Genomic DNA, 15,560 nt, shown 5'->3' with positions numbered 1-15,560 from the left:
TCTGAGGTCATATGCCCGGCCCGGCCATTCACCAAAACGGTATTTTTGCCAGTCACGTCTTTACCCGTCCATCAGCAAATCAAACCCTCACCTGTCCCATTTTGATTGTCGGTGGCTCAACCGCAGCCTATTCAGCCGCACTGACCGGCTTGAAATATAGCCAACTAGAGATTTATCTGGTACAGCCCCGACATATTGTAGGTGGCCAATTCACGACTCAAGGTTTACCGGCTTCGGACGATGGCAGCTTGATTCAGCAGGCGGCAACTGGCGAAACAGTGGTGGGAGAGCGCTTTGCCCTTTCCCAGTCGCAGCGACAGTTTCGGCAGCGCCAACGCCAGCTCCAACCGCTACAGGGCGAGGTTGTTAGCAATCCAGGTGGCGGCTGGGTGAGTCCACTCTGTACAACGCCAATCGTGGCGGCTACGGCCCTGAATGATGCGATCGCACCGTTTTTGAATCAAAATCGGCTTAAGTTAGTGCCGCATGCTGTGCCAATTCAGGTGTTGAAGACCAATTCTGCTGTGCGCGATCGCATGACAGGCGTTGTCTTCCGCGATACTCAGCGCAACTATACCTTTACAATTAGCGCGACTGTAATTATTGAAGCCACAGACTTAGGCGATTTGTTGGAACTGGGCAATATTCCGTCCCACGTTGGACAAGAATCGCGTCAGCAAACCAATGAGCAGATTCTGCCAATGGTGCCGCATCCAGAATGTCAGCAGTCTTTCACCTACGGTGTTGCAGTCGAACGAGTGGCCGGACGCAGTCAGGTCATGCCTGCTCCCAACACCGACTATGGCCGTGATCCATTTACGACAACCTACTACAAAAAATCGAGCGGAGAATGGAAGCTGCTCGATTTCTATCATGACTTTGGCCCCTTTCGCTATCGGCGCATGCTGCGACAGCAACCAGCCGAGAAAAAGATTAGTGACGGAGATATTACGGTACTCAACTGGGGGGTCACTCATGATCCAGCAGGCAACTTGTACTGCGGCAATGACTATCGACCCGGTTATTTAGTTGGTGTTGATGCAGCCACTCGCCAGCGCTATTTGCGAGAAGGCTACAGTCGCGCCCGCGCCTATGTCCGCTATTTGCAAGCGAACGGTTTGGCCGAACTTCAGCCCCGTGGCGACGTAATGTGGTCATCTGATGGAGTTGCCCTCGACCCGTATATTCGGGAAGCTCGCCGAGGACAGGCGCTAACCACGATTCGGCACGAAGATGTGGCAGAGGCATTTTTCCCAAATGCGGCCCGAGGCACCTGTTTTGATGACAGCGTTGGGATTGGTGACTATCACTACATTGATTTACACGGCAATGACGCGAGAGGGCATGTTGCGCCATTGGGTGCATTTTTATTGGCTAAGCCTTTTTCGCTGCCGTTAGGAGCTTTGGTTCCACGACAAATGGATGGCTTGATTCTGTCGTCTAAAAGTATTGGCACGACACATTTGACCAATGCCGTTTATCGGCTGCATCCAATTGAATGGGCCATTGGCGAGGCCAGCGGGTTTCTGGCCGTGTTCACCATTTGGACAGGACTGCAGCCGCGTGAAATTGCTCAATCGAGGGCAATGGTGCGGAAGCTCCAGGGATTTTTGACCCGCAATGGCATACCGATTTTTTGGTTTGATGATGTGGCCCATGATGATCCAGATTTTGAGCCGATTCAGGTGCTGGCTACGGCGGGAATTGTGCGGAGTGAGCTGAATGGTGCGCTGCATTTTCGGCCAGAGGCCAGCGTCAATCGGGCTGTGGTTTGTGCAGCACTGGTGAATTTGTTAGATTTAGCCATCACCGTGCCGCAGCAGCCTACTTTTGTAGATGTGCCTAGAACACACTGGGCCTACGGGGTAATTGAAACACTGGCCGATAAAAACATTGTCAGCGGGGTTGATCCGGGACTGTTTGCGCCTGATCGACCCATGATTCGAGAGCATCTCTCGTTTCTCATCGCTCGCGTATTGGAGCGCACGAATTTGGTCGTGGCCTACGATGTGTTTCAGCGCACAGGGACGCCCAAAGATAGAGCCGTGCTGAAGCGGCGAGATCTATCGCGGATTTTCTATGAGCTGCTGAAAGCGAAACTAGACATTACCTGAATACCACTACCGTCCGTTTATCCAGCGGGCAAGGAGGTGACGCTTCAGAGTTGGGCTACCTAGATAGCTGGCAAACTGTTTTAAGGTGTTAGGGCTAACGGTTGCTGGAATTTCGCAGCTCAATACATCCGTGTAGATCTGCGATCGCAATGACTGGCAACTCTCGCGACGTCTATTCACAGAAGTAAAAATCCATGTCTGCACCCCCTGTGTCTGCTGCAACAATTCCGGTTTCTCTGAATCTCACAACCAAGTTAGGCTACGGTGTGGGAGAGCTGAGCAAGGAAATCCCCAACAGCATCCTGGTCTTTTTCCTGCTGTTCTTTTTTACCGATGTGGTTGGCTTATCGCCAGGGTTAGCAGGCACGGTGCTGCTGGTTGGCAAAGTGTGGGACGCCATCAACGATCCGCTGATTGGTTGGCTTAGCGATCGCACTCGCTCCAAGTGGGGCCGCCGCTATCCCTGGATGATTTGGGGGGCAGTGCCCCTCGGCATTAGCTTTGGTATGCTGTGGCTGATGCCGCCACTCGCGACCCAGTGGCAGTTATTTCTGTACTACAGCGGCGTGCTGATTCTGTTTTATGCGGCGCTCACTGCCGTGGCGATTCCGCACTCCACGCTGGCGGCTGAGCTGACCCAAACCTACGATGAGCGGACGCAACTGGTTAGCTTCAAATCCGCTTTTAGCATTGGTAGCAGCATCTTAGGACTGGTGATCGCCCAAATTATTTTCGCGACAGTTGCGGATGTCGGACAGCGCTATCTCTGGCTAGGAGTGATTTCGGGATTCATCGTGGTGATTTCCGTTTTTGGCTGCGTCTGGGCAACCCGCGATCGCTATTGGCAACTCCAGTCTACTCGCCCTGCTGTAGAAGCCACGTCTCATCTCCCTATCGGACAGCAGCTACGCATTGTATTTAGCTCACGCCCGTTTCTTTATGTGATGGGCGTCTACCTCTGCTCGTGGGTGGCGCTTCAGGCAACGGCAGCCATCTTGCAATATTTCGTGATCAACTGGATGGGCCTGCCCGCTCAGCATTTCACCCAAATGGTTTTGGCGGTGCAGGGAACAGCCTTGATGATGATATTTTTCTGGAGCCCAATCGGGCAGCGCATCGGCAAACGAGCCACCTACTGCTGGGGCATTCCGCTAACGGTAGCGGCTCAACTGGGTCTCTTTCTGCTGCAACCGGGACAAGTTGGCTGGATGTATGTCCTGGGCGTCCTCGCTGGATTTGGTCTATCAACTGCGTATTTGGTACCCTGGGCGATGCTGCCGGATGTGATTGATCTAGACGAATTGAACACGGGGCAGCGGCGAGAGGGCATCTTTTGTGGATTAATGGTGCAGTTACAGAAATTTGGCACAGCAATCTCGATTTTTCTAGTCGGCAAAACCCTAGAGTGGTCAGGCTATGTGACGCAAAAGAGTAGTGATGCGCTGGTCTTAAATCAGCCCGATAGTGCGCTGGCTGCGATTCGCTGGCTGTTAGGCCCATTGCCTGCCGCTGTATTATTAACGGGCGTTGGCATTGCTGCACTCTATCCCATCACTCGCGAAGTCCATCACGATATCCTCTTACAGCTACAGACCCGTCGCGAGCAGCAACATCAAGCATCTGCATCCGAATGACATCAGCATGACCACGCCACTTTCGCTAACCGTCTTACCTGAGCAACTCGCTATTTGCCAGCTAGCGCCAACGGCGACCATTCCTAGCTGGGCGCGATCGCAGTTTTGCTCAATTACCTATACCGCAACCGAACTCTCGGTTGTCTGTTCGGCAGCTCAAGTTCCAGCCAATCTGACCGACATGAAAGTGGAATCCGGCTGGCGTGCACTGCAGGTAATAGGAACATTGGACTTTGGCTTAACAGGTATCTTAGCTGCGATCGCAACTCCCCTGGCCGCAGCAGAAATCAGTATTTTTGCCATTTCCACCTATGACACCGACTATGTACTGGTGAAACAGGAAACCTGCGATCGCGCTATTGAAGTATTAACTCAGCAGGGACATCAGATCTTATGGCCGTGACCATTTCTCAAGTGTTCAACCTAGTGGTTTGTCAACGCTGTTTTGGTGGGTTTTGATGGTTAATATATCGTGTAAAGCGCGACATATTAACCATCAAAACTGATTTGACACAGCACTAGAGGCTTATGGCTGTAAAACGTGAGAAGGAGTGAGAGTATGGGCGCTCTAGCTCCGCAACTCAATTTCCGATACTAGACCGTAAACAACGTCTGGTGACTGTACGGGAGATTCGGGCGGTATTACCGAGGGCCAAATCGTTTGCAGTTCATCCAGATTTTGCATAATCACAGCATGATCTTCTGGGCGAGTTTGGCTCATCTCGTCTGCAATGGTTTGATAAAGCTGATCGGCGTACTGAACAAATCCGCGAGAATCTTGATATTCAATTGCTTCCACAATTTGATTATCTACAATGGCCGCTTCATATTCCTCGGCAGCCGTACGCAGCGTGTTGACAATCACATCCATGACAAATTCGGGTGACTGTCGCTGTTCCTCTGGAATAGCTGCGATCGCACTATCGATACTGGCCATTGAGGCTTGAAATTCTTCTTTCATCTGCGGGTCAGTGGGAGCTGACTTAGCCAAATCATGTAGCTCAGTCAAATCGCTCTTGAACTGCGGCACATTGCGCTCCGTCAGTTGACCTTCGATGCCGCCATACAGCTCCTCAACCGGGTGTCCAATGTGGGGTTCTGCTTCTGCGTAGCTACCTTCGTTAATCAGTTCCTCTGCAACGGACAGATGACCTTTCATCAGAGCTAGCGAAGTCATGTAGTCAACGTCTGGATTACCGGAGGCGCTGCCTTCGCCGCCTTCAGAGGCGTGACCTTCACCCCCCTCATGGCCCTCGCCACCTGCTGAGGCAACATCGGTTGTCTGAGCTGAATCAGATGTCTCTCCAGCTTCGCCTCCTTCCGTTGAAGCACTACCACACGCACTGACTGTTGCCGCTAAACCAAGGGCAAGAAAGAGTTCAACTGCTTTTAACTGTTTGGCCATGACACTTGAGAATCACTTTCATTTAATGAGCTTGGTGACGAGCTTATGATTATTAGAAATAACTGTCAATAGATAACGCGAAAAAGTTTAGCTCGGTATGACATCAAAAAATCCCATACAGCCATGTTCTGCGATTTCATCCTGATGGGGATGGAACATGTATTTGCCAGGATATTTATAGGAAAATTCGAGGATGTGGCGCTCAGCAGTGCCCATTGTGATCACGTCGGAGTCCATAGTAGGACTGAGAACGCGGCCTGTGGGATAGATCTGGAACATATTGGCGTGAATGTGAAAGGTGACGGCTGCATCAAACTCAATCATATTCAGCAGATACAGCCGAATTCTCTGATGCTGATAAATCGGAATTGCATGGTCGCGATAGTAGTTAGGAATACCGTTGAACGCGTACAGTTCATTGTGACCATCATTATTGATATCGAAACCGCCCATCACCAGCACCATCTCATCGGCAGGTGGGCGCTCCTGGGGCGGATCGACAATAAACAGGCCATACAGCCCCTTGCTGATGTGCCGCGTAACGGGGGCAATGTGACAATGATAGGGATGTACCCCGAATGGCTCAGCATCAAACTCGTAGACTTTGGTATTGCCATGCCGCACCGGATCAACCCCGTCCATTTCGACGGGATGAGTGCCGTGAAAATGCATGCTATGCGAGTGGCCATCTTCATTGTGAAAGATAATGCGCACTCGTTCTCCCGCTTTCGCTCGCAGGGTTGGCCCTGGTACCCGACCATTGAGATTCCAGCTCACAAACGGGATGACGCTGTTAAGCTGAAGTTTTGAACTATTGGCCGTAACCTCAAACTCCCGCACGATGCGACCTTGTTCATGCCGGACTGTGCCATAATCAAACTCTCGCAGCACTGCCATTGGGTCAAAAGGGTTGTCAGCAGGAGCCGTGTAGTTCTCGGGTAAAGGGGGAATCCGTACGGGCTGAGTTGAATTGCCAGAGGGCCACTTGGATCGTACAGCCACAGAAGAAGCTGCCACCAACCCAATGCTCGCCGCGCCATAGCCCAAAAGTCGGCGGCGAGACCAGAGCAGTTTGCCTGATTTGGATTTGGGTAGTCGCTCAGTCATAAAAGGAAGTGGCTTGGCTGTTGCAATTTATTCTTAACTGATGCAGGCCACTACGCATCCTAGCATCACTTTTGCTGAAAAAGACGACTCATAAGCTTATTCTGTTGGTTTAACACTGGTTTAATACAGGAGCCACATTGATTAGAAGGTTGAGAAGCCTTGAAAACGTTTAAACGTTCCAACGTTTAGACGTTGGATTTCTGTCAGTGGCTCAAGCAAAATGGGATGGCTCGGTGACGGTACAGATCGAAAAGTCTAGTTAAAACTGTGCGGATCAGCAGGGAAATGATTTGTAGTGAGCAGAAGATAGTCTATTTATTGGCGCTAGCTGCGTTAGATTTTATACCTGTTGAGGATTGAACGATGAAACGTCTCCGCTGTTGTCCTGCATCGCTATTGACTGGTTCGTTGCTCTTGAAAAGCTTCATGCTGGGACTGGGGGTAGTGACAGTTGCGATCGCATCTCCAGTTTTAACCAATACCGCATTAGCGGATACAGAGATCGAGCTCGGTCATGAGTCTGAACCCTTCACTAATCGAGAGCTATCGGCTGGGCCAGTTTCCGTTTCAGTCAGCTATACACCTTTTGATGTAGATGCAGAAGACGCTTGGGATCAGGAGAATCTGACCTATCAGTTGTTTTACGAGGGCGAACCGCAGCTAACCAATTCTGAAATGGCGTTTGGCTATGGTCGGGTTTGGCTGGAGGATTTAAACAGCGATGGTACGGCGGAAGTGTTAGTGAGTACCTACAGTGGTGGTGCCCATTGCTGCACCAACTATTCGATTTATTCCTGGCAGGATGGTGAGTTTGTCACGGCGGAAACGGGATACTTGGATGGTGGTGGCGGGTCATTTGAAGACCTGGATGGTGACGGTTCAACCGAGTTTATCACCGTGGATAATTCCTTCCTCTATCGGTTTAGTTCCTATGCCGGCTCATTTCCACCTTCGCTAATCTATACCTTTAAAGACGGTCACCTGGAAGAGACCACTGGCCAGTACGAGGAAGAGTTGCGATCGCATGCTTGGCAAATGTATCAAGCTGTTGAAGAAAATCCCGAATTTCCCAATGGGATTCTGGCGGGTTACGTAGCACAAAAGATTTTGCTGGGCGAATACCAAGAGGGCTGGGATTACATGCTGGCGCACTATAATCCTGATGATGATTGGGGTCTGACGATCAACATGGGCGGCGAAGAAGTGGGTCGCTACTACAGTTTTCCCTTAGCACTGAAGGCATTTTTGGTAGAGCAGGGCTACCTAAACGAAATGGGAGAACCCATTGAGTATTAGACTTTATCGGAAATTGTTTTGTAGGGTGGCTCCGCCGCCCTACAAAACAATTTCCAACCCCGAAAACTTTATTTCCACTAACCGGGTGACAAGCGAGTTCAGAACCAAGGTGGACAAAGCTTTGAGAGAATAACAGAGGCAAAGAAATAGGGAGCCTTGAGCAGACTCCCCCAACCAAATATGTTTCCTGCATTCTACCAAACCACCCTCCAAGCTCATCTGAGCGACCCGCAGTATTTGACCCTGCAGCTCTTGTTATGTTTGCTACAGGCCCATCGTCAGGTCAAACTGTCAGTTTTAGCCAGTGTCTTTCCTCAACCGATTCAATATGGCAGTCGAAAACGGAACTTACAGCGGTTTTTAGTCTTGCCTCAACTGAGGGTCAAACTGCTGTGGTTTCCGCTGGTGAAATACTGGATTCGGCAAGAGCAAACCGGACGGGGATTGAATCGATCCCAACGCCGCCGCCTCAAACAACTGAAGCATCAAAAGTATGGCTACTGGATTCTGGCGATTGACCGCACTCAGTGGAAAGGGCGAAATATCTTCATGGTCTCTCTGATCTGGGGCACCCATGCCCTGCCCCTGTATTGGGAGGTCTTAAAGCAAAGCGGCAACAGCGACCTTCGGACTCAAAAACGACTGCTAAAAGCCGTTTTCCCCCTGTTGAAATCCTACCCCGTCTTAGTGCTTGGAGACCGAGAGTTCCATAGTCCAAAACTAGCTAAATGGCTAGACTCCAGGGGCATCATGTTTGCCTTGCGGCAGAAGAAAGACCTTCATTTTCAAGTGAGTGTGCAACAGGAGTATACCGTGGTGAAAGACTTGGGCATTCAACCCGGCATGAGACAGTTCTATCGGGGCATCTTGGCCAACAAAGGCGATGGGTTGGGTCCCTTTAATTTGGCGATCTATTGGAAACGAAGCTATCGTAACAAAGGCCCGAAAGACCCCTGGTATATTCTCACCAATCTGCCTAATTTGAAGCAGGCCATTGAGATCTATCGCTGTCGCTGGGGCATTGAGCAGCTCTTCAAGGACTGTAAGACTGGGGGCTACAACTTAGAGGACACCAAGGTCAATGAACCCCGATTTTTAGCCTTGCTCTTACTCATTGCGATCGCGTACAGTTTGGCCACCCTACAGGGGCAATGGATGCGGCAACTCCGCATTGACCACTATGCTGGACGTATTCAAAAACACCAAGATAAAACCTTGCGACACAGTGAGTTCAGCTTGGCTCTCTATGGGCAACGGTGGACGTATGGGATGGAACTGTGGGCCAATCAAGCGTTTCAGTTGATGGCGCTCAAACCCCACAAACGCCTCTATTTTCAGCGGGGTCTCCGTGCCCTATCCTTGATGCAGCAAGCTATCTAGCTATGTTGTCACCCTTTCAGGTGCTCAATGGTTATCAGGCCACCCAGCAGATTAAGGCTCAACCGCAAGGTCAAGCCACGATCATCATTGCTCTCACGGCCAGCACTCTAGAAGAAGAAAAAGCGATGGTTCTCTCAGCGGGCTGCGATGATTTTGTGCGGAAGCCATTCCAATCGGCCACAATTTTCAACAAGATTGCGGCACACCTGGGTGTGCGCTATCTCTATGACGAGAGCCTGCAAGATGAGCGCCTGATAGTTGATCGCTCAACCTGCGATCGCACCACCAACGGTACGTCCCATTACTCCCTTCCAACCAGTTTGGCCGCGATGTCCCCCCAATGGCTCCAACAACTCCGCCAAGCCGCTGTTCAGCTCAATAGCTCAGCCATCATTGCCCTGCTGGATCAACTGCCATCCGAATACCGCAAGTGTCAAGTCAACCTGCAAGCAAAAGTTAACAACTTTGATTTTGACCAAATTGTTGCGATCGCAGATGCAGCTCTGGCCGCTCAACATCCCTCTGCCCCAAGCACTCCGGCTGCATCCCAGTTCACAGTCTAGTCCAGTCTATGCGTCCAACCGGGCACAAATCATCACAAATCATCCAGCTAACTCAAGCTTCAGCGCCTCCCCAGCACAACTTGCACCAGCAAATTCGGCATACTTTTTGCTTACACGATTAGGGTTTATGCATCACTTCATTCCTGATACCGCTCATCACAACCTAAACGGAAACAGCGATCTAGCCCCAGCACCCAGCGGACAGAAGATCCTGGTCATTGACGATTCTCCTGACAATTTGCGGGCCTTATCGGCGGCGCTTGCCGGACACCAATATGACGTGCGCTGCGCTAAAAGTGGGCCAATCGCCTTTCAGGCAATGGCAGCAGAAATGCCCGATTTGATTCTGCTGGATATCCGGATGCCGGATATGGACGGCTATACCATTTGTCAGCGGTTGAAGGCTGATCCCAGAACTCAAGCCGTTCCTGTGATCTTCATTAGTGCGTCAGATGCTGCATTTGACAAAGTCAAAGCGTTTTCGGTCGGTGGCGCAGACTACATCACTAAACCGTTTCAAGTGGAGGAAGTCCTGGCTCGCATCAAAAACCAACTTGAGCTAAAACTGGCTCAAACCAAACTCGATCAGCTAAACAACGAACTAGAGCAACGTGTGCAGCAGCGCACGCAGCAGCTTCAAGCGGTCAATCAGCAGCTCAAGGCCAGCGAAGAACGACTCGAGGGAATCTTAAACACGCTTCAGGACGTAATCTGGTCGGCCTCCTTTGAGCCGTTTCACGTGCTCTATCTCAATCCCGCTGCCGCCACGGTCTATCAACGTCCAGTCAAAGACTTCCTGACGAATCCTGCTCTCTGGTTCGAGGTGATCCATCCGGATGACCGAGCCGAGGTGCAGGAATCTATCAAAGCCCTCACCGTGCGAGGCAATCTTGATATTGAACATCGCATTCTCGGCTCCGATGGCGGAATTCGCTGGGTCAGAAATCGGAGCCGACTGGTGATCGCCGATAGCGAAACGCCCATTCGAATCGAGGGGATTATTTCTGATATTAGCGATCGCAAACGAGTCGAACAGCAGCTCATCCACGATGCACTCCACGATGCGTTGACCCAACTCCCCAATCGCACGCTTTTTATCGAGCGCATTGAACGGGCCCTCCGCCGCAAAAAGAGCCATCCAGATTACACCTTCGCCATCCTGTTCATTGATCTGGATCGGTTCAAAGTTGTAAATGACAGCTTGGGGCACAGAGCCGGAGACTGTCTGTTAATCGAAGTAGCGAATCGGCTGCTGCAGTGCATTCGACCAGCCGATACTGTGGCTCGCTTGGGAGGGGACGAATTCACCATTTTATTAGACGAAATTCGCAGTACCTCTGACGCAATTCACTGGGTTGAGCGGATTCGGGCCGAATTGAGTCAACCCATCGAGATTAATGGCAATACCGTTTTTATCCGCTCTAGTATCGGCATTGTGATGGCGACAGATCGATACCCCTCTGCCTCCGATTTACTGCGCGATGCAGATATTGCCATGTATCGAGCCAAAGAAACTCACCTGTCCGGCTACGAGCTGTTTAACCAAGAGATGTATGCCCAAACCATGCGGCGGCTACAGCTTGAAAATGATCTGCGGCTTGGCCTAGAACGCCAGGAATTTCAGCTCCACTACCAACCGATTATCTCGCTCAACGACCAGTCTATCTTGGGATTCGAGGCGCTGGTGCGCTGGCAGCATCCGCTAGAAGGCATGATCCGACCGGACGAATTTATTACCATTGCCGAAGAAACAGGTTTGATTATCCCATTAGGAAATTGGATTTTGCAGCAGGCTTGCCGTCAGATTCATCAGTGGCAACAGCAGTTTAACGGCTATCATCAGCTCAAACTCAACATCAACGTTGCCAGTCAGCAAGTATGCGAACCCACGCTGGTCAAAACACTGGATGCAATTTTGCAAGATGTTGGTCTATCGGGAGAAACACTGCGGCTGGAGATTACCGAAAGTACGCTCATGCAGCATACAGAAGCGACTATCGCAACGCTGCAGCAAATTCGCCAGCGACATATTCAAATCAGTATTGACGACTTTGGCACTGGCTATTCGTCTCTTGGCTACCTAAGTCGATTTCCAATTAATAACCTCAAAATCGACCGTTCCTTTGTCAGTCGGATGCACGTTGATCCCGACAGCTTTGAGATTGTGCGGGCGATTACGGCCCTTGCGCATACGCTAGGGATGGACGTGACCGCAGAAGGAATCGAGCTTGATGAACAGCTTCAGCAACTCCAGCAGTTGGGCTGCGAATTTGGCCAGGGTTATCTATTTGCTCGTCCCCTCAACGTTGCCGAAGCTGAAGCGTTGTTAGCCAACGTCAGACCCACTGTCCTCAAAGGGTAGCAAGATACTAAACTGTGTACCTTCACCAACGGTTGACTGACAGCGGAGCTGACCATGATGCTGCTCGGTAATGATTTGATAGCTAATTGATAATCCCAAACCTGTGCCCTGTCCCACGGGTTTAGTGGTGAAGAACGGATCGAACAGGTGAGCCTGAACGTGGGGCGGCATGCCACCTGCATTGTCGGCCATTTGAATCAGCACAAAAGGCTGCGACGGCTGATTGCCCTGATGTTCATGAATAACGGATGTATAAATGCGAATAGTCGGTGGTTCTGAACTGGGATCTGGAGCCTGCGTCTCGGCAAATTTTTCGTCTAGCGCATCGATCGCGTTGGCGAGGAGATTCATAAACACCTGATTCAGCGGACCAGGATAGCAGCTAATTGCTGGCAGATTACCGTATTCTTTGATCACCTCAATTTGGGGACGATGAGAGTTGCCCTTTAGGCGGTTTTGCAGAATGAGGAGTGTGCTATCTAAGCCCTGATGTAGATCAACAGATTTGGATTCAGATTCATCCAAGCGAGAAAAATTGCGCAGAGACAAGACAATTTCTTTGATCCGATCGGTGCCAACCTGCATGGATGTTAACAGTTTATTCAAATCCTGCTGAATGAACTCTACGTCATATTCATCTAAGAGTTGGGCAATATCTTCGCCTGGATTTGGAAACCGCTCCTGATAGCGATTCAAGACAAAGGCCAGATTATTGGCATATTCATCCAAATACGCTAGATTGCCGTGGATAAAGTTGACCGGGTTGTTGATTTCGTGGGCCACCCCGGCGACTAACTGTCCCAAACTCGACATTTTTTCGCTTTGAATTAGCTGCAGTTGAATCTGCTGCAGTTCATGCAGTGTCTTTTCTAAATACTCAGTTTTCTCTTTCAGAGTATGATTGGTCTGCGATAGCTGGAGGGTGCGATCGCGAACGCGCTGCTCTAAATCTTCCAGCGTACTCTGAAGCTGAGCCGCCATCTGGTTAAAGATTTGCGCCACCACGGCAAATTCATCATCTCCGGCCATGTCAACCCGAGTGTGCAGTTTGCCCTCGCCCATCTGCTGAGCTGCGATCGCAAGTTGGTTCAGCGGACGCAGAATCCGCCGCGTCAGCAGCAAGCTCGCTAGTCCGGCCACTGTAAAGGCTAACACTGCGGTCGTCAGCAGCGCAATGCGACTTTGAATGGCAATTTGCTGGAGCTGGTTGCGGGCCTGTTCAACACCGAGCTGACTTTGATCGCTAATCTGCTGGGTTAGCTGGTCAATTTCCTGGGTCACACTTTGCGACAGCAGCGTATTGACCTGCACTCGCTGATCCAGCGTCACAATCTGATCAAAATCGGCAAGATAGCGATTGATACTTTCAACCAGTTGGCCTGTGGCCGGATCACCCGTCGTAGTCGCCAACCGTTTGAGCCGATTACCCACTAGCCGCACATTATCCACATGCTGCTGATCGCCCGTATTGAAGTAAGCTTGTTCGCTAGCCACAATTTGCCAGAACAAACTTTGCAGTTGCGGATTATTTTGGCTCTGGATTTGGCGCTGGATGGCTTGCGCCCCATCGTCTAGACTCTGCTCAAATCCAAGATTGGTATGGTCGGTTTCAATCCGCGCCAAAGTGGCCTGAAAAGCAGATTCGTAGTTGTTGAGGAGTGACCGTAACTGATCAATTTCAGCGGCAAACGCCTCGGTGTCGTGGGAAATTGCTTCTAACTGATCGATCTTGTCTCTAGACTGACTCAAATATTGCTGATTGGTGTCTACAAAGCTGCTGGCTTGCGCTTGAAATTCTGCCGTGCGCCAGCGGTTCAAAAACGATTCTTCATACTGGCGGGCAATCAGAAATTCATTACGAATTTCCAGGCTGAGTTCTCGGATCTGGGCGGCGTATTCCAGATTGGTTTGGGCACTGGTTTTCAAACGCTGGAGGCTTAGGTAGCCAATGGCAGTGCTAATGCCGTTAAACAGCAGAATCGCCCCGAACCCCAACAGCATTTGAGTCCGAATCGAAGTCAAGGCTCGCAATTGATAGAAGAGGGCTTTCATTATCCTTGGGCAAGTAGGGCAATTTGCTGCTGGAGGGTTTGGGTAACGGTTGCAGGCGCTTCACCCGCATAGATGGACTGAATGGCATCTGCGATCGCAAAGGCCATCTCACTCCAGTTATCTCGAAACACTACTGTTGGTCGGGACGTTTGCATCGCCGTTTGTACGGCCAGCGCATATTCTGGATTCATCGCATTGGCGTAGTCCACATTATTCAGCCAAGTTGAAAGACGAGGCGCACCACCCGTCTTCATCCCAATTTTGGGTTCCATCGCTTGACTGGTGGCCCATTGGATAAAGTACCAAGCCGCCTCAGGTTGAGCCGCCCCGCTTGGAATACCCAAACCCCACAGCCAGTGACCAGTCAGCGACCCCCGATCGGTTGCTGGTAGCGTTGAATAGCCAACTTTCCCTGCAACTTTCGATGACTCTGAGTTCTCATAGCTGGGGCCAAACAAACTAGCATCAATAAAAAAAGCCACTTTGCCATCTTGGAAAAGCTGATTGGCATCTGGCCAGTCAATCGATTGAATATTCGGTGGCCCAGCCTGCATTAGTTGAGCATAATACGTCAGTCCCTCTGTAATCCGCTGCTCATTCAGCCGAGGCTTGGACCAGTCATTGTTAAACCAAACGTTATAGGGCAGAGGTGTCGGGTCTTGCCCCCAACTGTTCAACACCAAGCCAGTGACCGTATCAATAATGGCATCCGACCGGATGCCCCGCATCACCGCACCAAATACCTGCCCGTTGCCAGCCCGGTTGATCTGCTGCGCGGCAGCAACCAGCTCTGGCATCGTTTGAGGCACCTTACCATCAAGATACTGAGCAACGAGATCCTTGTTATAGAAAAGAATATACGCTTCAAACGTAGCTGGAATCCCATACAGTTGGGCGTCTGGGCTAGCTGGCGGGTACATGCCTGCAATGCGGAATCCTTCCGGAAAATCCAGTAGATCATAATCCGAGGCTGTTAGGCTCGCATCACTGATAAACGGCGTGAGTGGACGCACCACATCATTCTTCCACTGCCGGAACGCCGTAGAATCAACGGGCAGAAAATAGACATCTGCAAGCGATGGATTTCCCCGAATTGCTGTCTCCATTTCTTCGAAATAAGCTGGTTCTGGCACAACTTGCAGGTTGGGTTTAATGCCAGTTAACGCCTCAAAATCCTTGAGATAGGGACGGACTCCATCTGTCCAAGGATGATCATCAAGAAATAGCGTAATCTCTGCACCCTCAAAGCGTCGCCAATCAAAACCTGTAGCCTCTGAATGAGTCGTGCCTGGATTAGCTGAATGATCCGGACTGGTATTTTGCTCAAGTTGCCTAGAGGAATTGCGGCAATTTGTCAGGAGCGCAGACAATACAGCCAAAGCAATAAATTGACGGCGATTCATATTCATGATGAAGACGTAACGTATGGGAACACAGAGAAGCAGGTTTCTCAGTAAGTTCTCTTAGTCTTCCCAGATTCAATTCGCTCCTTACGATACGGTTAGAACCTTGAATATCGCTATCAATTCGCCATTAATGCAGTAAAAGAGCCTGCGAGTTCAACGTCCTCGCCAGGCTCTCCAGGTAGATTAGCAGTTAGCTGCGAAAATCTAGTGTCTGTCAGGTTGGTTGTTGCAATAGGATGCT

Annotated in this window: 12 protein-coding genes; 7 read left to right on the top strand and 5 right to left on the bottom strand. The window is 50.6% G+C overall.

Going from position 1 to position 15,560, the window contains the following annotated elements:
• Nucleotides 1-11 precede the first annotated feature (11 nt).
• Nucleotides 12-2,114 carry an FAD-dependent oxidoreductase gene (locus AC286M_RS25395; protein ID WP_488207028.1) on the top strand — a complete coding sequence of 701 codons (2,103 nt, stop codon included), beginning with the start codon at nt 12-14 and terminating at the stop codon, nt 2,112-2,114.
• A gap of 6 nt (nt 2,115-2,120) precedes the next feature.
• Here the strand turns inward: AC286M_RS25395 and AC286M_RS25390 are convergent, their stop codons facing one another.
• Nucleotides 2,121-2,294, bottom strand: coding sequence for a hypothetical protein (locus AC286M_RS25390; protein ID WP_488207027.1), 174 nt, complete (start codon nt 2,292-2,294; stop codon nt 2,121-2,123).
• Between the two features lie 14 nt (nt 2,295-2,308).
• On the opposite strand from AC286M_RS25390, the gene AC286M_RS25385 reads away from it, so the two are divergent.
• Nucleotides 2,309-3,748, top strand: a complete 1,440-nt coding sequence (locus AC286M_RS25385; RefSeq protein ID WP_488207026.1) for an MFS transporter — start codon at nt 2,309-2,311, stop codon at nt 3,746-3,748.
• Nucleotides 3,749-3,755: 7 nt separating this feature from the next.
• Entirely contained in the window at nt 3,756-4,151 is a 396-nt protein-coding gene (locus AC286M_RS25380; protein WP_488207025.1) for an ACT domain-containing protein, read from the top strand.
• A 165-nt stretch (nt 4,152-4,316) separates the two neighbouring features.
• Here AC286M_RS25380 and AC286M_RS25375 read toward each other — a convergent pair whose 3' ends face one another.
• A complete protein-coding gene (locus AC286M_RS25375) occupies nt 4,317-5,153 on the bottom strand; it encodes a 4-helix bundle domain-containing protein (RefSeq protein WP_488207024.1) in 837 nt (278 codons plus the stop codon).
• An 87-nt stretch (nt 5,154-5,240) separates the two neighbouring features.
• Nucleotides 5,241-6,260, bottom strand: a complete 1,020-nt coding sequence (locus tag AC286M_RS25370; RefSeq protein WP_488207023.1) for a multicopper oxidase domain-containing protein — start codon at nt 6,258-6,260, stop codon at nt 5,241-5,243.
• A gap of 363 nt (nt 6,261-6,623) precedes the next feature.
• On the opposite strand from AC286M_RS25370, the gene AC286M_RS25365 reads away from it, so the two are divergent.
• The 4 genes from AC286M_RS25365 (at nt 6,624) to AC286M_RS25350 (ending at nt 11,861) form a co-directional block, all read left to right on the top strand.
• Nucleotides 6,624-7,556, top strand: coding sequence for an FG-GAP repeat domain-containing protein (locus AC286M_RS25365; RefSeq protein WP_488207022.1), 933 nt, complete (start codon nt 6,624-6,626; stop codon nt 7,554-7,556).
• Between the two features lie 180 nt (nt 7,557-7,736).
• A complete protein-coding gene (locus AC286M_RS25360; RefSeq protein WP_488203413.1) occupies nt 7,737-8,936 on the top strand; it encodes an IS4 family transposase in 1,200 nt (399 codons plus the stop codon).
• 2 nt (nt 8,937-8,938) lie between these two features.
• A complete protein-coding gene (locus AC286M_RS25355; protein WP_488207021.1) occupies nt 8,939-9,499 on the top strand; it encodes a response regulator in 561 nt (186 codons plus the stop codon).
• Nucleotides 9,408-11,861, top strand: coding sequence for an EAL domain-containing response regulator (locus tag AC286M_RS25350; protein WP_488207020.1), 2,454 nt, complete (start codon nt 9,408-9,410; stop codon nt 11,859-11,861). The genes AC286M_RS25355 and AC286M_RS25350 overlap by 92 nt, the downstream gene beginning before the upstream one ends.
• Here the strand turns inward: AC286M_RS25350 and AC286M_RS25345 are convergent.
• Complete coding sequence (locus tag AC286M_RS25345) at nt 11,826-13,913, bottom strand: ATP-binding protein (RefSeq protein WP_488207019.1); 2,088 nt, start codon at nt 13,911-13,913, stop codon at nt 11,826-11,828. The genes AC286M_RS25350 and AC286M_RS25345 overlap by 36 nt on opposite strands.
• Nucleotides 13,913-15,322, bottom strand: a complete 1,410-nt coding sequence (locus AC286M_RS25340; RefSeq protein ID WP_488207018.1) for an ABC transporter substrate-binding protein — start codon at nt 15,320-15,322, stop codon at nt 13,913-13,915. The genes AC286M_RS25345 and AC286M_RS25340 overlap by 1 nt, the downstream gene beginning before the upstream one ends.
• Nucleotides 15,323-15,560 lie beyond the last annotated feature (238 nt).

The organism is Thainema salinarum CENA647 (assembly GCF_057732415.1).
Note: the sequence above shows the minus strand (reverse complement) of the source record. Positions and strands in the feature narration are given on the sequence as shown.